This is a genomic window from Micromonospora radicis (genome assembly GCF_003583405.1).
Lineage (GTDB): Bacteria > Actinomycetota > Actinomycetes > Mycobacteriales > Micromonosporaceae > Micromonospora > Micromonospora radicis.
On the sequence record NZ_QXEC01000005.1, the window covers coordinates 1 to 17019 of the forward strand.

Annotated in this window: 21 protein-coding genes; 10 read left to right on the forward strand and 11 right to left on the reverse strand. The window is 71.9% G+C overall.

The genetic code is table 11. The features are described 5' to 3' along the window. Positions 1 to 265 precede the first annotated feature (265 nt). Positions 266 to 478, forward strand: a complete 213-nt coding sequence (locus D2L64_RS07125; RefSeq protein ID WP_119573922.1) for a hypothetical protein — start codon at positions 266 to 268, stop codon at positions 476 to 478. 12 nt (positions 479 to 490) lie between these two features. On the opposite strand, the gene D2L64_RS07130 is transcribed toward D2L64_RS07125, so the two are convergent. Then, positions 491 to 937 carry a hypothetical protein gene (locus tag D2L64_RS07130; protein ID WP_119573923.1) on the reverse strand — a complete coding sequence of 149 codons (447 nt, stop codon included), beginning with the start codon at positions 935 to 937 and terminating at the stop codon, positions 491 to 493. A 164-nt stretch (positions 938 to 1101) separates the two neighbouring features. Here D2L64_RS07130 and D2L64_RS07135 point away from each other — a divergent pair, with 164 nt between their 5' ends. After that, entirely contained in the window at positions 1102 to 1476 is a 375-nt protein-coding gene (locus tag D2L64_RS07135) for a DUF6401 family natural product biosynthesis protein (RefSeq protein WP_119573924.1), read from the forward strand. A 63-nt stretch (positions 1477 to 1539) separates the two neighbouring features. Here D2L64_RS07135 and D2L64_RS07140 read toward each other — a convergent pair whose 3' ends face one another. Then, positions 1540 to 2382: a mechanosensitive ion channel family protein gene (locus D2L64_RS07140; protein ID WP_119573925.1), complete on the reverse strand. Its 843-nt coding sequence runs from the start codon at positions 2380 to 2382 to the stop codon at positions 1540 to 1542. Between the two features lie 188 nt (positions 2383 to 2570). Here D2L64_RS07140 and D2L64_RS07145 point away from each other — a divergent pair, with 188 nt between their 5' ends. After that, the gene (locus D2L64_RS07145; RefSeq protein WP_119573926.1) at positions 2571 to 4697 is read left to right on the forward strand and encodes an ATP-binding SpoIIE family protein phosphatase; all 2127 of its coding nucleotides are present in this window, start codon (positions 2571 to 2573) and stop codon (positions 4695 to 4697) included. A 43-nt stretch (positions 4698 to 4740) separates the two neighbouring features. Here D2L64_RS07145 and D2L64_RS07150 read toward each other — a convergent pair whose 3' ends face one another. Next, the gene (locus D2L64_RS07150; RefSeq protein WP_119573927.1) at positions 4741 to 5676 is read right to left on the reverse strand and encodes an NAD(P)/FAD-dependent oxidoreductase; all 936 of its coding nucleotides are present in this window, start codon (positions 5674 to 5676) and stop codon (positions 4741 to 4743) included. A 197-nt stretch (positions 5677 to 5873) separates the two neighbouring features. Between D2L64_RS07150 and D2L64_RS07155 the strand changes: the two genes are divergently transcribed. Together D2L64_RS07155 and D2L64_RS07160 are read left to right on the forward strand one after the other, a co-directional pair. Beyond that, positions 5874 to 7235 carry a glycoside hydrolase family 6 protein gene (locus D2L64_RS07155; RefSeq protein ID WP_119573928.1) on the forward strand — a complete coding sequence of 454 codons (1362 nt, stop codon included), beginning with the start codon at positions 5874 to 5876 and terminating at the stop codon, positions 7233 to 7235. Between the two features lie 128 nt (positions 7236 to 7363). Further along, the gene (locus tag D2L64_RS07160; protein ID WP_119573929.1) at positions 7364 to 7951 is read left to right on the forward strand and encodes a general stress protein; all 588 of its coding nucleotides are present in this window, start codon (positions 7364 to 7366) and stop codon (positions 7949 to 7951) included. Between the two features lie 121 nt (positions 7952 to 8072). Here the strand turns inward: D2L64_RS07160 and D2L64_RS07165 are convergent, their stop codons facing one another. After that, positions 8073 to 8594: a GNAT family N-acetyltransferase gene (locus tag D2L64_RS07165; RefSeq protein ID WP_233558821.1), complete on the reverse strand. Its 522-nt coding sequence runs from the start codon at positions 8592 to 8594 to the stop codon at positions 8073 to 8075. Between the two features lie 171 nt (positions 8595 to 8765). On the opposite strand from D2L64_RS07165, the gene D2L64_RS07170 reads away from it, so the two are divergent. Both D2L64_RS07170 and D2L64_RS07175 read left to right on the forward strand, forming a co-directional pair. Further along, positions 8766 to 9242 (forward strand): MarR family winged helix-turn-helix transcriptional regulator, encoded by a 477-nt coding sequence (locus D2L64_RS07170; protein WP_119573931.1) that lies wholly within the window; start codon positions 8766 to 8768, stop codon positions 9240 to 9242. Positions 9243 to 9253: 11 nt separating this feature from the next. Beyond that, positions 9254 to 10243: a pirin family protein gene (locus tag D2L64_RS07175; RefSeq protein ID WP_119573932.1), complete on the forward strand. Its 990-nt coding sequence runs from the start codon at positions 9254 to 9256 to the stop codon at positions 10241 to 10243. Positions 10244 to 10302: 59 nt separating this feature from the next. Here D2L64_RS07175 and D2L64_RS28230 read toward each other — a convergent pair whose 3' ends face one another. After that, the gene (locus tag D2L64_RS28230; protein ID WP_267898660.1) at positions 10303 to 10431 is read right to left on the reverse strand and encodes a hypothetical protein; all 129 of its coding nucleotides are present in this window, start codon (positions 10429 to 10431) and stop codon (positions 10303 to 10305) included. 122 nt (positions 10432 to 10553) lie between these two features. Then, the gene (locus D2L64_RS07180) at positions 10554 to 11267 is read right to left on the reverse strand and encodes an acetoacetate decarboxylase family protein (protein WP_119573933.1); all 714 of its coding nucleotides are present in this window, start codon (positions 11265 to 11267) and stop codon (positions 10554 to 10556) included. Between the two features lie 378 nt (positions 11268 to 11645). Here D2L64_RS07180 and D2L64_RS07185 point away from each other — a divergent pair, with 378 nt between their 5' ends. After that, complete coding sequence (locus D2L64_RS07185) at positions 11646 to 12470, forward strand: SigB/SigF/SigG family RNA polymerase sigma factor (RefSeq protein WP_119573934.1); 825 nt, start codon at positions 11646 to 11648, stop codon at positions 12468 to 12470. Between the two features lie 60 nt (positions 12471 to 12530). Here D2L64_RS07185 and D2L64_RS07190 read toward each other — a convergent pair whose 3' ends face one another. The 3 genes from D2L64_RS07190 to D2L64_RS07200 are packed head-to-tail and all read right to left on the reverse strand — an operon-like array spanning position 12531 to position 15310. Continuing rightward, a complete protein-coding gene (locus tag D2L64_RS07190) occupies positions 12531 to 13124 on the reverse strand; it encodes a GNAT family N-acetyltransferase (RefSeq protein ID WP_119573935.1) in 594 nt (197 codons plus the stop codon). Next, positions 13121 to 14641 carry an APC family permease gene (locus D2L64_RS07195; protein ID WP_119573936.1) on the reverse strand — a complete coding sequence of 507 codons (1521 nt, stop codon included), beginning with the start codon at positions 14639 to 14641 and terminating at the stop codon, positions 13121 to 13123. The genes D2L64_RS07190 and D2L64_RS07195 overlap by 4 nt, the downstream gene beginning before the upstream one ends. A gap of 42 nt (positions 14642 to 14683) precedes the next feature. Beyond that, the gene (locus D2L64_RS07200; protein WP_407663061.1) at positions 14684 to 15310 is read right to left on the reverse strand and encodes a GOLPH3/VPS74 family protein; all 627 of its coding nucleotides are present in this window, start codon (positions 15308 to 15310) and stop codon (positions 14684 to 14686) included. Positions 15311 to 15454: 144 nt separating this feature from the next. On the opposite strand from D2L64_RS07200, the gene D2L64_RS07205 reads away from it, so the two are divergent. Both D2L64_RS07205 and D2L64_RS07210 read left to right on the forward strand, forming a co-directional pair. Then, entirely contained in the window at positions 15455 to 16297 is an 843-nt protein-coding gene (locus D2L64_RS07205; protein WP_119573937.1) for a helix-turn-helix domain-containing protein, read from the forward strand. Positions 16298 to 16340: 43 nt separating this feature from the next. Next, positions 16341 to 16541: a DUF397 domain-containing protein gene (locus D2L64_RS07210; protein ID WP_119573938.1), complete on the forward strand. Its 201-nt coding sequence runs from the start codon at positions 16341 to 16343 to the stop codon at positions 16539 to 16541. 53 nt (positions 16542 to 16594) lie between these two features. Here D2L64_RS07210 and D2L64_RS07215 read toward each other — a convergent pair whose 3' ends face one another. Beyond that, entirely contained in the window at positions 16595 to 16783 is a 189-nt protein-coding gene (locus tag D2L64_RS07215; RefSeq protein ID WP_233558823.1) for a hypothetical protein, read from the reverse strand. 68 nt (positions 16784 to 16851) lie between these two features. After that, on the reverse strand, positions 16852 to 17013 hold the full coding sequence (locus D2L64_RS27220; RefSeq protein ID WP_158603468.1) for an epoxide hydrolase N-terminal domain-containing protein: 162 nt from the start codon (positions 17011 to 17013) through the stop codon (positions 16852 to 16854). Positions 17014 to 17019 lie beyond the last annotated feature (6 nt).

The window sequence follows — 17019 nt, forward strand, 5'->3', positions numbered from 1 at the left end:
TCAAAATTTCAGGGTGAAATCACGCCTACCCGCGGGTCTGCCTCCGGCCAGCCGAACTGCGTCGTCGGCTAGCTAAGCTAGACCGGCACGGCCCGCACCCGGCCCTCGGCGGGCCGACTCGTCGTCCCCGCACCGGACCGACGCTTCCCACCATCCGGACGGAGGGTGGGCCGGTAGCGCCCGAACAGCCAGGAATTCGGACAGGTCAGCCAGAATCGGCCGTTCGGCTGACGGCAATGCCCGCAGCGCGCGCAAGACTTTCGGAATGCATCAGGGCTCCGGCTTCCTCACCACGCGTCAGCGCCGCCTGGCATGGCTTGGCTTCCTCCTCGCCGCCGTCCAGGCACCCGTCTCCGCCAGGCTGGTCGAGGACAGCTCCTGGCTGTTCAGCCTCTGCGTCGCGCTGATGGTCGCCACGGTGATCATCGCTGACGACGCCGCTCGGCGGCGCCCCGCCGACGCCCGCTCCTCGGACTGAGGACGCCGCAGCTCACAGCGGCCCGCCCGGGCGGGCCTCGTGCCCGGGCCGGCCCCGGCTCCGGCGCCGTTCCTTCATCTCCGCCTCGTAGAGGTGACGCCGACCGCCCACCAGGTCGGTACGGGCCACCCGGTCGAGCTCCCGGAAGAGCGCGTAGTACCCGTCGTCGAAGTCCTCCACGATCTGGAACGTCCAGCGACCGGCGATGACGTTGCGCCCGACCAGTTCGTCGGCGATGCGGTCGGCGATGGCTTCGTGTCCCGCGGCCCGGAACATCCGCACCGCGTCGTCGAGCATCAGGTCGGCGTGGCCGATCAGCTGGTGCAGCGAGTAGAGCTGGCCGCGGGCCCGCTCCACGCACTCCAGCGCCTCGCTGAGCTTGCCGAGCGCCGCCACCGTGTCGTCGGTCACCCCGGGGGGTCGCCGGTGCCGCTCGTCGGGGCCGTCCGTGGTGTCCATTCGTGCCTCCCTGTACCGGCCGTGCCGGCTCCGGCGGTTCCCGCCTGCCCGGTCCGCACCGACTCGGTCCGCTCGGTCAGTCCTCGGCCACCCGGCGGTGGATCCCCCGGCCAACCGTGCGGCCGAGGTCACGGGCGATACCGGTTGGACTAGATTCGTTCCCCATGCGCGTGCCGCCGAACCAGGTCCCCACCGCCACCGCCGTCGACTCGACGCGAACCACGCTGGTGGCGCTCGCCAACGCCGTCGGCCTGGACGGGCTCGCCGCCGCCGCCGACCTGCCGGGCCTGCTCGCCGCGGTCGACCAGCATGCCGCCGCGGTACGGGACAGCCTGCGGGTCGGGCAGCGGCCGCTGAGCGCGGCGGCCCTCGCCGGCTACGCCGAGGGGATCCGCTCCGCTGCCGCTGAGCACGGCTGGCAACCGCCGGCCGCCCCGCTGGACTGGTCGGAGGCGGACTGGGTGCTGGTCCGACTGCTCGCGGTCTGCGCGCTCACCGCGACCCTGGACACGCCGGCCCCGCAGCCACCGCCGCTGTGACGTGGAACGGGTGCCCGCCGACGGCGGACACCCGTTCTCTCCCCGACCCGGTCGGTGCCGACCTCACGGACGGAACTGCTGGGTCTCGTCACCGGCGGTGCCGGACTGGTACGTACCGCGGCCACCGGCCATCGCCTGACCGCGCTCCGCGCCGGCCCGGTCGGCCATCTGCCGCTGCATGTCACCGCGACCGGCCTCGGCGCCCTGCCGCTGCTCACGCACGGCCCGCGACTCCTCGGCGATCCGGTTCAGCCAGCCTTCCCAGCGGTTCTGCATCGGGCGGACCAGACCACCGCCGACGCCGACGATCAGGATGCCGGCCACCGTGGCGAGCACCGCGATCAGTACCGGCGTGGTCACGGTGGTGGCGATGCCCACCTGGTTCAGCGCCGCGATCACACCCAGCGCGATGACGAAGACCGCCGCCAGATCGGCCAGGACCTTGCCGTACGACAGCCCGCCCAGCGCACCGCTGACGATGTCCCGTACGGCGTTGGCGATCGCGAAGGCGATCACCACGATGACGATCGCGACGAACGCGCGCGGCAGCCAGGACACCACGCCCGCGATCAGGTTGCTGATCGCGTTGGGCCCCCAGACGCCGAACGCGAACTGCAGCGTGAACAGCAGCACGGCGTAGTACGCCAGCCTCGCCAGGATGTCACTGGCGTCGTACCTGGTTCGTTCCAACGCGCGTTTGATACCGCCCCGTTCGACCGCTCGGTCGAACCCCACCCGTTCCAGTGCCGCATCGACGATCTTGAGCACGGCTCTGGCGATGAGCCATCCGACCACCAGGATCGCGATGAACGCGATGGCCCTTGGTACGAACAGCAGCACCGACCTCCACATGTCGGCCACGGCGGTACCAATGTCGACCTGCCTGGCCGCGAGGGTTTCCGGCATGATGTCCCTCCTGTCGCATGGTCTGCCCGGCGCGCATACCCCTTCGACCCGGTCACACGCCGCGCCGGCCCCTTCGTTTTTCTCGACAGATCACTACAGAGCCCATCTGACCTGGCTTTATCGGGCCAAACGATCGACCGGACGCATGATCTAAAACACCGATCGAAGGGTCGGACTAGGCTGCTGTCATGCCAGGAACGGTCGGCCGAGTCCCCACGCCAGCAGGCCCCGTCCCGGGCGCACGGGCGCCGGGGACCGCGGGTGTGGGCGGGCCGGACGAGTGGCACGGTACGCGGTTGGGCCCGCGGGAGTCCTGGGACGTGGCGGTCCGGGCGGCCGTCGAGATCGTCCTCGCCTCGCCCGCGCCGATGGCCCTGCACCTCGGCGACGAGCTGTTGCTGATCTACAACGACGCCTATGCCGAACTGATCGGCGACCGCCATCCGCGCGCCGTCGGGCAGCCCGCCGCCGAGGTCTTCGCCGAGGTCTGGCAGACCTCTGGGGTCGGTGACGTCGTCGAGCACACCTACCGCACCGGTGAGCCTTACCTGGAGCGGCAGGTCGCGTTGCCGTTGGGTCCGGCCGGCGAGCTGGACCAGGCGGTCTACCTGCGGGCCTGTTCGGCGGTCCGGGACAGCCGGGGCGACATCTGCGGGGTGCTCTCCGTGGTCGCCGAGACCAGCCCGGCCACCCGGCAGTTGCAGGAGCTCAGCGAGTTCGCCGCGGCGCTGTCCGGCACCCTCACCCTGGACGACGTGGCGCGGGTCGCGCTGCGCTACGCGCTCACCGCGTTCGACGCCGACCGGGTCACCTTCACCGTCGACGACGGCGGCAGCACCGGCGGCTGGCGGATGGTGCGGCGGATCCGGGGCGAACTGGTGGACGAGGCCGACGAGCGGCTGCCGCCGCTGTGGCGGCGCGGGCCGGCCGACTGGGCGGCACCGGCAGTACGCAGCGCCGGCAGCGGACGGGCCAGCTACACCGACGACGGGCAGCCGCTGCGCGACGTCGCCGCGGACCGGCACGACGAGAAGATCCGCGCCCTGGCGGCGGTGCCGCTGCGGGCCTCCGCGGTCCGGGGCGCCCTGACCGTCGGCTACCGGTCCGCGCACGCCTGGTCCGCGCCGGAACGGGCGTTGCTGTCCGCCTCGGCCGAGTTGGTCGGGCAGGCCGCCGAGCGGGCCCGTCGCTTCGAGACCCAGCACGGCACCGCCCAACTGCTGCAGCGCAGCATGTTGCCGGAGAACCTGCCGGGGCTGCCCCGGCTGCGCATCGCCGCCCGCTACGATCCGGGTGTCGACGGCAACGCGGCCGGCGGCGACTTCTACGACGCGTTCGTGCTGCCCACCGGCGAGCTGGGTGTGGTGCTCGGTGACGTCGCCGGACACGACGTGCAGGCCGCTGCCCGGATGGGCCAGGTCCGTGCCGCGCTGCGTGCGCTGGCCCTCAACGATCCCCGACCCGACCACGTCCTCGCTGGGCTCGACCACCTGGTCAGCAGCCTGGGCGCCGAGGCCGGCACGTACGAGCTGTTCGCCACCGTGGTCTTCGGCGTCATCGACGTCGACCGGGAACGGGTCACCCTGGCCAGCGCCGGACACCCGGCACCGTTGATCCGCCGCTGCTCGTCGGCGGGTGAGCCGAGAGCCGAGTATCTCCAGGTGCCGGCCGGCGCGCCGTTGGGCGTCGGCTACCGCCCCGCCACCAGCACCGTGGCGTTCCCGCCCGGGGACACGTTGCTGCTGTTCAGTGACGGCGTGGTGGAACGCCGACGGCAAGGGCTGTCGCACGGCCTGGCCCGCCTGGCGGAGTCGGTGGCCGCCGCGCACAGCGGCGACCCACGGGCGTTGTGCGCCGCCGCCACCGCCGCGGTGCCCGGTGCCACCGAGGACGACGTGGCCGTGCTGGCCGTCGAGTACGCGCTACGACCGAGCCGATCGGCCCGGATGGAGGTGCCGGCCGAGCCGACCGCGCCGAGCCGGGTCCGACACTGGCTGACCGCCCAGCTCACCGAGTGGCGGGTGGCCGAGTCGGTGATCGGCGCGGCGGTGTTGTGCACCAGCGAGCTGACCACCAACGCGCTGCTGCACGCCGGGACGGCGGCCCGGGTGGAGATCGACCTGAGCCCGGAACGGCTGCTCGTGTCGGTGGCCGACTCGGGTTCGCGCGGCACGGTCACCCGGGCCCGCACCGACACGCTGAGCAGCCGGGGCCGCGGGTTGGGCCTGATCGAAGAGCTGAGCGACGCCTGGGGCACCGACCCGACCGTGCGCGGTTCGACGGTCTGGTTCGAGATCCTCACTCCGCCGGAGTAACGCCGACCGGGCGGACCCCCGGCGGGCTCCCCCGTTCCGGGAGTCAGGCCAGGCGGTGGGCCAGGGCCCGACCGAGGTCACGGCCGGAGCGCCAGGCGGTCTGCACCCGCGGCTCACCGAACGCGTCGCCGGCCAGCCCGATCCCGTCGTCGTCGAGGTGGAACCCGGCGGTGAAGCCGACGGTGGGGGTGGCGTACGTCCAGCGGTGCACGTGCACGTGGGTGGCCGGCTCGGGCAGGGCGAGCAGGTCGCGTACGGCCGCCTCGACGGCCGGAGCGGCGGCGGTGGGCTGGGCGAGGTGCCCGGCGGCGAACTCCGGCGTGCTGTGCGCGACCAGCACCGGGGCGTCGTCGCCGCGTCGGTCCCCGTCGTCGCAGACCAGACGCAGCACCGGGTGGTCGTTGACGAAGGCGCCACGGAAGGCCGTCCAGCGGCGGGCCGGGAAGCGCAGCACCGCCGCCAGCGTCGGTGACCACCGTTGCCGCCGCACCACCTCGGTGGCGGCGGTCAGCGCCGGATCGAGCAGCAGTGCGGCCTGCGGGCCGGGCATCGCCAGGACCGCCGCCCGACACTCGCGCCCGTCGACCGCCGGGCCCGGCTCGACCCCGAGCACCAGCCGGTTCACCGTCACCGGCAGGTCGCGGGCCAGGTGCTCGACCAGGGAACGCAGCCCGCGTGGCGCGGCCCAGCGCATCGGCCCGGGCGCGTCGGTGCGGCCGTCGACGCCGTACGCGACGAAGGTGTCGGTCCACTCCCGGGCCAGTCCTGCGGCCTGCCACTCGCCCACCACCTCGGCGAAGTCCGGATCGCTCACGGTCAGGTAGGCGGCGCCCAGGTCGGCGGGGCGGCCGTCGAAGCGTTTGCTGGCCAGCCGGCCGCCGGCCACCCGGCCACGTTCCCGGATCTCCACCGGTACGCCCGCCCGCCACAACTCCCGCGCGCACGCCACCCCGGCGATGCCGCCGCCGACCACCACCACACCCGCCCGGTCCAGAGTCACCCGGTGATCTTAGGCGTCGCGCCCGCGGTCGCCGTGGTCCCGAAGCCGCTGCGGACCGGGCCGTCCGACCGGCGCGCCTTCCGGAAAGTCTTCACAACTCGGCAACGAGCCCGTACCTTGGCCGACATATGGGAGCGCTTCCACGGAAGTATGTCTATGCAACTGAGGAGTGGACCATGAGAACCCGAAGCATGTTCGCTGTGGTCGGCGTGGCGGCGACCGCGCTCACCGTCGCCGCCACCGTCGGGCTGGGCGCGCTGCAACCGGCACCCGCCGCCGCCGCGGACTCGACCTTCTACGTCGACCCGGAGACCAGCGCCGCGCGCTGGGTGGCGGCCAACCCCAACGACCCACGGGCCGCCGTGATCCGGGACCGGATCGCCAACGTCCCACAGGGCCGCTGGTTCACCACCACCAACACCTCGACCGTACGCGGCGAGATCAACGCGCTGACCAGCGCGGCGGCCGCCGCCGGCAAGGTGCCGATCATCGTGGTCTACAACATCCCGAATCGGGACTGCAGCAACCACAGCGCGGGCGGCGCGCCCAGCCACGCCGCCTACCGACAGTGGGTCGACCAGGTCGCGGCCGGGCTGGGTGGTCGCCCGGCCACCATCATCCTGGAGCCCGACGTGCTCCCGATCATGACCAGCTGCATGAACGCCAGCCAGCAGGCCGAGGTGCGGGCCTCGATGGCGTACGCCGGCAAGGCGCTCAAGGCCGGCTCGTCGTCGGCGAAGGTCTACTACGACATCGGCCACGGGGGCTGGCTCGCCCCCGCTGAGGCCGCCGCCCGGCTGACCGCCGCCGACATCGCCAACAGCGCCGACGGCATCTCGGTGAACGTGTCGAACTACCGGCGTACCGCCGACGAGGTGTCGTACGCCAAGCAGATCATCGCGGCCACCGGCATCTCCCGCCTGAAGGCGGTCATCGACACCAGCCGCAACGGCAACGGTCCCGCCGGTGCCGAGTGGTGCGACCCGCCGGGACGGGCGATCGGCACGCCGAGCACCACCGCCACCGGTGACTCCGCCATCGACGCGTTCCTCTGGGTGAAGCTGCCCGGCGAGGCGGACGGCTGCATCGCCGCGGCGGGCCAGTTCGTGCCGCAGCGGGCGTACGACATGGCCCTCGCGGCCGGACCGACCACCGCGCCGCCGACCACCACCCCACCCACCACCACCCCACCCACCACCACGCCGCCGACGACCAACCCGCCCGGCGGGGGTTGCGCGGTGACGTTCACCCCGAACGCGTGGACCGGTGGCTTCACCGCCGAGATCCGGGTGACCAACCGCGGTGCGGCGGTCAACAGTTGGACGCTCACCTTCAACCCCGGCTCCGGGGTGCGGCTGACCAACGGCTGGAACGGCGTGTGGAGCCAGTCCGGTGACCGGATCGAGGTCCGCAACGCCGACTGGAACGGCAGCCTGCCCAGCGGCGGCACGCTGAGCACCGGCTTCCAGGGCACCTTCAGCGGCAGCAGCCTGCCCGCGCCCGGCGGTTTCGCGCTCAACGGCACCGCCTGCGCCTGATCGTCCGATCCGCGCCGGTGGGCCCCTTCGTGGCCCACCGTCGCACCGTTCGCCGCCCGGTCGGCCGGCCCGGCCGCGTTACCGCTGGCCGCGGACGGGAACGCGAAAGCCGACGAAGGAGGAGACCCATGAGCACACAGTCGAGTCCCTCGGCATGGCAGCCCGGTGTGACCGGCGGCGGCACCCTTCCATCGGGCCCGGGTGGCCGCACCGCGGCCCCCAGCGGTGACGGGCACGGCCCACCGGTCGGTGCGCCCACCGTGACGCTCGGCGCGTACCCGGACTATCCGTCCGCCCAGCGGGTGGTGGACTATCTGGCCGACAACCGGTTCCCGGTGGAACGTACCGCCATCATCGGTACCGACCTGACCCTGGTGGAGACCGTGTTGGGCCGGCTGACCACCGGTCGCGCGACGCTGATCGGTGCCGGTACGGGCGCCTGGTTCGGACTGTTCATCGGGCTGCTGTTCGGCATCTTCACCATCGGCAACTGGATCGCGGTGATCCTGGCCGGGCTGGTCATCGGCGCCATCTGGGGCGCGGTGTTCGGCGCGGTGGCGCACGCCATGACGGGCGGCCAGCGGGACTTCACCTCCGCCAGTTCGCTGCGCGCCAACCAGTACGCGGTGACGGTCGAGGCGGACGCGGCCGACCAGGCCCGACAACTGCTGGGCCGGCTGCACCTGGGCGGCCGTACGCCGCAGACCGCGGGCTGAGCGACCGACGCGGGGGCAGCCCCGCGTCCGGACGGGAAGCCGTCGGCCGATGGCCGGCGGCTTCCCCCGTCGGCCCGTGCCCAGCGGCCGACCCGACGCGACCCGCCCGGCCACCGCGCGGTCAGTCGGTGGCCAGGCGGGCGTGCAGGTGTTCGTCGTGGCGGCGCCCGTCGCCGTACCGGTGTGACTGTCGCAGGGTGCCCTCGGCCGGGTAGCCGGCCCGCTGCGCGACCCGGCAGGAAGCCACGTTGGCCACCGCGTGGCACAGCTCGATCCGTTCGATCCCGAGGTCGGCGAAGGCCCACGCGGTGAGCCGGCTGACCGCCGCCGAGGCGAGCCCGCGGCCACGCGCCGCGGGCACCGTCCAGTACCCGATCGAGGCGTCGCCCTGGTGGATGCGGTGCAGCGACACCGAGCCGAGCAGCGCCGCCGGGTCGTCCGGATCGGCGATGGCCAGGCAGACGTGGTCGCCGGCCGACCAGTCGGCGCGCCGCCGCACCCAGCGCCGGGCGGCGGCCAGGTCGAGACCCTCGCCCTGCGGGTTCCACAGGGCGATGGCGGGGTCGCCGAAGGCGTCGAGCGCGGCGGGGGCGTCGGCGTCACGCCACCCACGCAACAGCAGGCCCGGGCCGGTCAGTTCCACGCGGGGCAGTCTGGCACACCGGCCGCAGCCGCGCGGTAGCCCTGCCCGGACTCCCCTCCCAGGAAACTAGTTCAAACCTTCATCACCGAAGCTGACCGGCGCTGTTACTGCCGATGCGGCCGACATCCGGAGCAGTTGTTCAAATTTTTAATACTGTGCTACGGTGGGGCCATGACCGAGAGCCTGGACCACGCCCGCCTGACCGCCTGGCGGGCGTACATCGAGGCCAGCCAGCGATTGTTCACCCGGCTGGAGGACGACCTTCGGGCCGCCAGCGGGCTGAGCTTCGCCGACTACCACGTCCTGGTGCTGCTCTCCGAGGCACCAGGGCAACGGCTGCGGATGGGCGAGCTGGCCGACCGGCTGGTCTTCTCACCCAGCCGGCTGACGTACCAGGTCTCGTCGATGCAGCGGCGTGGCCTGGTGGCCCGGCAGCCCTGTCCGCAGGACGGCCGGGGCAGCGAGGCGGTGCTCACCGCCGCCGGGCTGATGGCCCTGCGCGAGGCCGCCCCGCACCACCTGCACTCGGTACGCACCCAGCTGATGGACGACCTCGACGACGCCGAGATCGCCTGCCTGACCAGGATCTTCACCCGACTCGGCCGGCGGCTGCAGGGAACCGTCGACGCCACCCTGAGCAACAGTTGAAGGAGCTTGCGATGCCCGCCATCACCGTCGACAACGTCCTCGTCCTACCCCGACTGCCCAAGCTGGACGAGTCCACCACAGTCATCCGGCCGGTCCGGCGGCTGACCACCGCGCCGTCCGGCTTCGAGGGCGAGGGCTTCCCGGTGCGCCGGGCCTTCGCCGGGGTGCCGACCACTGAACTCGACCCCTTCCTCCACCTCGACCAGATGGGCGAGGTGGACTACGCGCCGGGTGAGCCGAAGGGCACCAGCTGGCACCCGCACCGGGGCTTCGAGACCGTCACGTACATCATCGACGGGATCTTCGACCACCAGGACAGCCATGGTGGCGGCGGCACCATCACCAACGGCGACACCCAGTGGATGACCGCCGGCAGTGGCCTGCTGCACATCGAGGCGCCGCCGGAGCACCTGGTGGTCAGCGGTGGGCTGTTCCACGGCACGCAGCTCTGGGTCAACCTGCCGAAGGTGGCCAAGATGACCCCACCGAAGTACCAGGACATCCGGGGCAACCAGGCGGCGCTGCTCACCACCCCGGACGGTGGCGCGCTGGTCCGGGTGATCGCCGGTGAGATCGCCGGGCACTCGGGGCCGGGCTCGACGTACACCCCGATCACGGTCACCCACGTGACCGTGCAGCCCGGCGCGCAGGTCGACCTGCCCTGGCGTCCCGACTTCAACGCCCTGGTCTACGTGCTGGGCGGTCGCGGCACGGTCGGCTCGAACGGCCGTGGCGTCAAGACCGGACAACTCGCCGTACACGGTCCGGGCGACGCCCTGCGTTTCCGGGCCAACGCCCGACAGGACAGCCGCACCCCGGCGCTGGACCTCTACATCATGGGCGGGCAGCCGATCCGCGAGCCGGTGGCGCAGTACGGCCCGTTCGTGATGAACAGCCGCGACGAGCTGATCCAGGCCTTCGAGGACTACCAGGCCGGTCGGCTCGGGGTCATCCCGGCGGAGCGGGTGCCGCACACCGACGGCCAGGGCGACCGCCCCTGATCGACGGCGACCATGCCCGAGCGGGCGCCCCGGTGCGACCGGGGCGCCCGCTCGACGGGTCAGGACACCGCGAAGATGCCGGCCACACCCAGCAGGACCATCACCAGTACGGCCAACAGCGCACCCCGCTCGCTCTCCACCGCCTGCTCGCGGTGCTCGGTCACGGCGCTCGTCGTCTCGCCGGGCATGGTGAGGCCTCCTCGCTGAAGGGGTAGGTTGCCGATCCGGCAGTGGGTTACCCCTCAGCGTCGGCCGAAACCTCGCCGATCCTGTGATCTGCCGGGCAGAACGCGGCCCGGGCGGAACCCGGTCAGCGAGGTAGCGGGGACGCCTCCAGTTCACCCAGCACGGTCAACCCGCCCGGGTAGGCGAAGGACGAGCGTGGCGAGTAATAGCCCCAGGCGATGGTGAGCGGGTTCTCCGGTCGCAGCGCGTACACCGGGTGGTCGGGCTCCAGGAACTCCACCGACTCGATCTCGAACGAGTTCACCGGCTCGGCCACCACCGGGTAGATGCTGCTGACCAGTTGGCCGTCGAGGGCGGTCAGGTAACGGTGGTGGCCGTTGTGCATGTGGCGTCCGCTCTCCCCGACGCGCACCTGCGCCCGGATCATCGGCACGCCGTCGATGTCGGTTTCGGCGACCACCTGGTCCCCGTCGACCGCGATCGTGGTGTCGCCGGGCAGGGCGGGGGCCCCACGGGCCAGGGCGTAGCCGCGCACCCGGGCGCTGGAGGTCACGTAGTGGGTCCACCACCCCCCCGGGGTGACGCCGTCGGGGGCGTCCGCGTCGAGCAGGGTCACCCCGAGGTAGGTAAGTGAGTACGAGCCGAACCCGGAGGTCTGGGAGGCGTCGTCCACGACGTACTGGTTCATGAAGACCTGCCGGTCCGGATGCGGCCGCAGCCCGTACGGGACCAGCGCCGCCACCGCGTCCGGGTCCGCCGGCAGCCAGCTGAAGTAGAGCGTGCGGCAGTTCACCACGAGATGGGGAACGGCAGAGTCGAGCACGGCGCCTCCGAACAGGGGTGTGTCATGACGCTACGGGCAGTCCCGTCTACGGGACAAGGACTGAAAGGTGACACTCCGTCGATGACCTGCGCCCCGCATCAGCCGGTCGGGTCGTACGCCGCAGCCGACCGGCGGGGGTGGCGGGGGGGCGTCCGGCCAAGCGCAACCCTACGAACCGGCCAGTTGACCCCCTTCCGCCCTACCGTTCGGCGCTCCAAACCCACAGCCTTCGAGCGATTTGTCAGTTATCTGATGTTAAGTCACTTAAGTACATCGTCCGTTCGGCTAGATTTAGGCGGCACCATCAGGCTATGGTGACTCCCGAACGGACTAACAACGCCTAAACCAAAGCGTCACGTCTTCCACCGCGGACGAGGTGCAGGGAGGACCACCATGACCGCGTCAACGATGAGCGAGCCGGCGACCGTCGCGGCGCCCGCGGCCCCGAAGCTCGACCCGCGGGCGCTTACCGACAGCGCCACCGACCTACTGAACGCGATGGCCGCGCTGCCCGCCGGGCATCCGTCCCGCGCCGCGCTGCGTGACCGGGCGATCGAGGCGTGGTTGCCGCTGGCGAACCACCTCGCCCACCGCTACAGCGGTCGCGGCGAACCCACCGACGACCTCGCCCAGACCGCGGCGGTCGGGCTGATCAAGGCCATCGACAAGTTCGACCCGAGCCGCGGCGTCGACTTCGCCGGCTATGCGATCCCCACCATCATCGGAGAGCTCAAGCGGCACTTCCGCGACCGCACCTGGGACATCCGCGTCCCCCGCCGCCTGCAGGAGCTGCGGCTGGCCATCTCGGACGCCAACAGCTCGCTGTTGCAGACGCTGGGCCGCTCGCCGACGGTGGCCGACATCGCCGCCCACCTCAAGCTCACCGAGGAAGAGGTGCTGGAGGGGCTGGAGGGTGCCCGCGCGTACAACGCGGTGTCGCTGTCCACCCCGACCGGCGACGGCGACCGGGCGACCGAGCTGGGCGACATGCTCGGCGGCGAGGACAGCGAGTTCGAGCTGGCCGAGCTGCGGGTGGCCCTCGGGCCGGCGCTGGCCACGCTCGACGAGCGCGAGCAGAAGATCCTCACGCTGCGCTTCTACGGCAACCTGACCCAGTCGCAGATCGCCGAGCAGATCGGTGTCTCGCAGATGCACGTCTCCCGGCTGCTGGCCCGGGCACTGACGAAGCTGCGGGGGCAGCTCGACGGAACGTACTAGGAGGGGGTGGCGACGGTGGCCGGGCCGCAGGGCCCGGCCACCGTCGTGTCCGGACCCGTCTCAGCCGGCGACCGGCTCGCGCCACATCGGCCAGAACGGCGTCCCGTCCGGTAGCCGGAACGGCTCCGAGACCTGATAGCCGTGCCGGGCGTACAGATCCCGGCTGGTCTCGCTGCTGGCTTCCAGGTAGGCCGGTACGCCGTTGGCGTCCAGCCAGGCGTGGTGCTGCCGGAGCAACGCGCTGCCGACGCCCTGGCCCTGGCGGTCCGGCCGGACCGCCAGCAACGCCAGGTGGTGGTGGTCGGCGTGCGGATGGTTGGCGGCGAACAGTTCGTCGAGGTGCACGAATCGGGGCGTCCACTCGCCGCACGCGGCGGCCAGCCGGTCGTCGTAGTCCGCCGGCGCGGGTAGCGGGTCGCCGACCGACGGCAGCCAGACGGCCACCCCAGCCCGGTCCCCGGTGGCGAAGACCAGGCCGTGCCGCAGGGCGTGCTCGACCACGATCTCGAACTGGCTGGCCAGCACCGGTTCCCGCTTGGCTTCGTCGGGCACCAGCCACCGGGTGGCGTCCAGCACCAGGAACGCCTCGGCGATCCGCTCGGCCGCCCACCGGGCGTCCGCCGGGCCGAGCCGTTCGATCTCCGGCGGCGTCACCGCGGCACCTCCGGCGCCGACTCGGTGACCGACGACGGGGGCACCACGACCGCCGCGGCGCTCTCCGCGCCCAGCCCGATCCGGGCGTACGTCTCCGGTCGGTTGCGCCGCAGCACCAGGCCCCACAGCGCGCCGAGCAGCGCCGCCACCGGGTAGGCCGCCGGGAAGAGCCAACGCAGCGGCGAGTCGGGTTCCACGCCGAGCAGGTCGGCGAAGTTCTGCACGGCCAGCACCACGATCGCGAACAGCGCGACCGCGGCGATCCCCGGCGCGATCAACCGCCGCCAGAGCGTCTCCTGCTCACCGCTGCGCGCGAAGTACACGATGATCGCGACCGCGGTGGTGGCGATCAGCAGCAGGACACCGAAACCGCCGCTGGTGCCCAGCCAGAAGAACAGCTGGAGCACCGGATCCCAGCCGTTGACCGCGTACAGCACGATCACCGCCAGGCCGAGCGCGCTCTGCGCCAGCGAGGCGGCCCGGGGCGCGCCGGTGGTCGGCGAGGTGCGGCCGAACACCGCCGGCAGGACCCGCTCCCGGCCCAACGCGAAGGCGTAGCGTGCAGTCGTGTTGTGGAACGAGATCATGGCCGCGATCACGGAGGTCAGGAACAGCGCCTGCCCGATGGTGAGCACGGTGTCGCCCAGATGCGCCCCGGCCAGGTTGAAGATCAACTCGACGCTCTGGGTGCCGGCCTCCTCGACGATGCGCTCCGGCCCCACCGCGACCGTCATGCTCCACGAGGAAAGCGCGTAGACCACCGCGATGATCGCCACGGACAGGTACGTGGCCATCGGCACCGTCCGCCGCGGATCCTTGCTCTCCTCGCTGAACACCACCGACGCCTCGAAGCCGACGAAGCCGAGGATCGCCAACACCAGGACCGCACCGATCCCGGGTACGAAGAAGTTGTCCGGTGAGAACGCCGCGAAGCTGACGCCGCCGGGCGCCGGGTTGCTCAGCTGACCGAGGTCGAACACCACGATGACGGCGATCTCGGCGCAGAGCAGCGCCGCCAGCACCATGCCGTTGATGTCGACCCGCAGCAGGCCGAGCAGCCCCACCAACGCCCAGGCCACCAGCGCCACGAGCCACCACTGTGGCGTGATGCCGAACAGCCGGTCCAGCACCGGCGTCGCCGCCGCGCCGATGGTGCCGTAGAGCCCGACCTGCAGGGCGTTGTACGCGAGCAGCGCCACCCAGGCGGTGCCCACCCCGGCCGGGCGACCGAGGCCGCGCGAGACGTACGCGTAGAAGGCGCCGGCGTTGGCCATCCGGCGGGCCATCGCGACGTAGCCGGCGGAGAACAGCGCCAGTACGGCGGCGACGGTCAGGAAGGCCAGCGGGATGCCCAGTACGCCGACGACCCCGTATCCGGTGGTCACCACACCGGCGACCACGGTCAGCGGCGCCGCCGCGGAGAGGACGAAGAAGACCACCGAGGGGACACCGAGGCGGCCACGGGCCAGCGCCTCGGAGACGTTGCTTGGTCGTTCGGTTGTCGCTGTGGAGGACATGGACTGCTCCGGTTTGAGGGAGGGGGTAGGGGTTGTACCGGTTCAGGGAGTGCCGCGCAGCACCGCCGCGCCCACGGCGGCCTCGGTGTGCGCCACGAGTTCCTTCAACGGGGCGGGCAACGCCGGAATGATCAGGTTGAGCCGGTGGTGGGCCCGGGGACCGGCGCTCCAGAGCACCTCGCGGGTCAGCCCGGCGGCGGCGACCAGGCCGAGCAGCAGGGCGTCGGGCACGCTGGGCGACTCGGCCCGATCCAGCAGCGCGCGCAGTCGGGTGGCCGGCCAGGCCGCCACGTTGAGGTCGATCGGCAGGTAGCTGACGCTGCTGCGCAGCAGCCGTCGGGTCTCCTGCCGGCGCAGCACGCCGGCTCGGGCCAGCCGCTCCCCCACCGAGGTCACGGAGGTCTGGGCGAGGAAGCTGAGCCAGGTGCGTACCGCCTGGTGCTGGGCCTCGCCGATCAGCTGGTCCAGCACGGTGTGCGCGAGCGCGTCGGCCGGCGGCCGGCGGTCGAGCACGGTCACCTGGCCCTGGGCGACCGTGATGTGCCCGTAGAGGACCAGCTCACCGAGCAGGCCGCCGGCAAGTCCGAGGCCGGTGGCCGCCGGGTGCAGCTTGGCCTTGCCCCGGGTGTCGTTGTGCGCGATCAGGAAGAACTCGTCGGCGATGAGCAACTGTCCTCCCAGGATCGCCGTGTCCACTGTGATCGCTAACCCGGGAAAGAATGCACCTCGCACCCTTGCAATGCAACTCCCGTATTCGACAGTTGCACTCCGTGCTGAAGCGACCTGCGCCTTTTCCCATGACAGACTCGGAGGGTGACCGCGAGCCCCACCGTCCGCCGCCGCCGCATCGCCCGGGAACTTCGCCAGTTGCGCGAACGCGCCGGGATGACGCTGGATGTCGCCGCCCGCCAACTGGACATGTCCAAAAGCAACCTGTCCCGCATCGAGAACGCGCAGATCGGCATCAAGCCCCGTGACGTACGCGCCGCGCTGGCGCTGTACCAGGTCACCGGCAACGACGCCGAGGCGCTCATCGAGATCGCCCGGGGCGCCCAGCAACGTGGCTGGTGGCAGCACTACAGCGACGTACTGCCCGAGTGGTTCGAGTTCTACGTCGGGCTGGAGGCCGAGGCCGCCACCCTGCGCACGTACGAGGCCGAGGTGGTACCCGGCCTGTTGCAGACCGAGGCGTACGCCCGGGAGATCTACCGGCTGACCGCCGGCGAGGAGGACGTGGACCGCAAGGTGGCCGCCCGGCTGCGCCGGCAGGACGTGCTGCGCCGGGATGATCCGGCGGAGTTGTCGGTGGTGCTGAACGAGGCGGTGTTGTTACGCCCCGTCAGCAACAGGGCCGTCGCGGCCGACCAACTGTCCTATCTGGAGACCATGGCTCAGCTACCGAACGTGACGATCCAGGTACTTCCGTTCGCCGCCGGTGGGCATCCCGCGATGAACTCGCCCTACGTCATCCTCACGTTCGCCGACGCCGCCGACGAGGCCGTGGTCTACCTGGAAAATCTCACGACAGGCCTGGCACTGGAAGAGGTCTCGCAGGTCCGCTCGTATAGCCTGGTGCACGAGAGGCTGCGCCGCCTGGCGCTCGATCCGGCGGCATCCTTGGTCCGCCTGAAAGAAGCTTCTCGCTACTTAACGTGACCGCTGTTGCGCGGTCACGGTCGGTATCGACGAAGGGATCGCGATGACCGCGCTCGACCTGTCCCGAGCGGAGTGGCGCACCAGTACGCGCAGTGTGGGCAACGGCAACTGCGTCGAGGTCGCCACCGTCGACGGTCACGTCGCGGTACGGGACAGCAAGGACCGCCACGGCCCGGTCCTGGCGTTCCCGCGGGCGGCCTGGCACGCCTTCGTCGGCGGCCTCGACGCGGTCCCCACCTGCTGATCCGCGCCGGCCACCCGGCCGAGCAACCTCGACGGGTGGCCGGCGCACCGGGCTCAGCGCAGGGAGCGGAACCCGGCGCGCAGCTCCTGCGCGAAGACCTCCGGCTGTTCCCAGGCCGCGAAGTGCCCGCCGTGGTCGAGCCGGTGGTAGTAGACGAGATTCGGGTACGCCCGCTCGACCCAGCTCCGCGGGGCCTGGTACAGCTCGTCGGGGAAGGCGCTGACCGCGACCGGCACGTTCACGCCCTTGGTGGCGAAGAACGAGAGCGGGTTCTCCGCGTAGAGCCGCGACGCGGAGACCGCCGTGTTCGTCAGCCTGGCACGCCCTGCGACTGGTCGCCGACGGTCTCCCCGTCCGGCCAACGGGTCGACGCGCTGCGCCGGCGCAGCGCGTCGAGTTCGGCCTCCGGGATCTCCACGGTGAACGGCCGAATCTGGTCGGTACGTACCGGCGCCTCGGTCCTGACTGCCATACCTGC

Bases quoted from the DNA above. Each gene is read 5' to 3' on its own strand.
- D2L64_RS07125 (WP_119573922.1), top strand. From the start codon at position 266: ATGCATCAGGGCTCCGGCTTCCTCACCACGCGTCAGCGCCGCCTGGCA.
- D2L64_RS07145 (WP_119573926.1), top strand. From the start codon at position 2,571: ATGCCAGGAACGGTCGGCCGAGTCCCCACGCCAGCAGGCCCCGTCCCG.
- D2L64_RS07170 (WP_119573931.1), top strand. From the start codon at position 8,766: ATGACCGAGAGCCTGGACCACGCCCGCCTGACCGCCTGGCGGGCGTAC.
- D2L64_RS07210 (WP_119573938.1), top strand. From the start codon at position 16,341: ATGACCGCGCTCGACCTGTCCCGAGCGGAGTGGCGCACCAGTACGCGC.
- D2L64_RS07160 (WP_119573929.1), top strand. From the start codon at position 7,364: ATGAGCACACAGTCGAGTCCCTCGGCATGGCAGCCCGGTGTGACCGGC.
- D2L64_RS07195 (WP_119573936.1), bottom strand. From the start codon at position 14,641: ATGTCCTCCACAGCGACAACCGAACGACCAAGCAACGTCTCCGAGGCG.
- D2L64_RS07130 (WP_119573923.1), bottom strand. From the start codon at position 937: ATGGACACCACGGACGGCCCCGACGAGCGGCACCGGCGACCCCCCGGG.
- D2L64_RS07135 (WP_119573924.1), top strand. From the start codon at position 1,102: ATGCGCGTGCCGCCGAACCAGGTCCCCACCGCCACCGCCGTCGACTCG.
- D2L64_RS07175 (WP_119573932.1), top strand. From the start codon at position 9,254: ATGCCCGCCATCACCGTCGACAACGTCCTCGTCCTACCCCGACTGCCC.
- D2L64_RS07155 (WP_119573928.1), top strand. From the start codon at position 5,874: ATGAGAACCCGAAGCATGTTCGCTGTGGTCGGCGTGGCGGCGACCGCG.
- D2L64_RS28230 (WP_267898660.1), bottom strand. From the start codon at position 10,431: ATGCCCGGCGAGACGACGAGCGCCGTGACCGAGCACCGCGAGCAGGCG.
- D2L64_RS07140 (WP_119573925.1), bottom strand. From the start codon at position 2,382: ATGCCGGAAACCCTCGCGGCCAGGCAGGTCGACATTGGTACCGCCGTG.
- D2L64_RS07185 (WP_119573934.1), top strand. From the start codon at position 11,646: ATGACCGCGTCAACGATGAGCGAGCCGGCGACCGTCGCGGCGCCCGCG.
- D2L64_RS27220 (WP_158603468.1), bottom strand. From the start codon at position 17,013: ATGGCAGTCAGGACCGAGGCGCCGGTACGTACCGACCAGATTCGGCCG.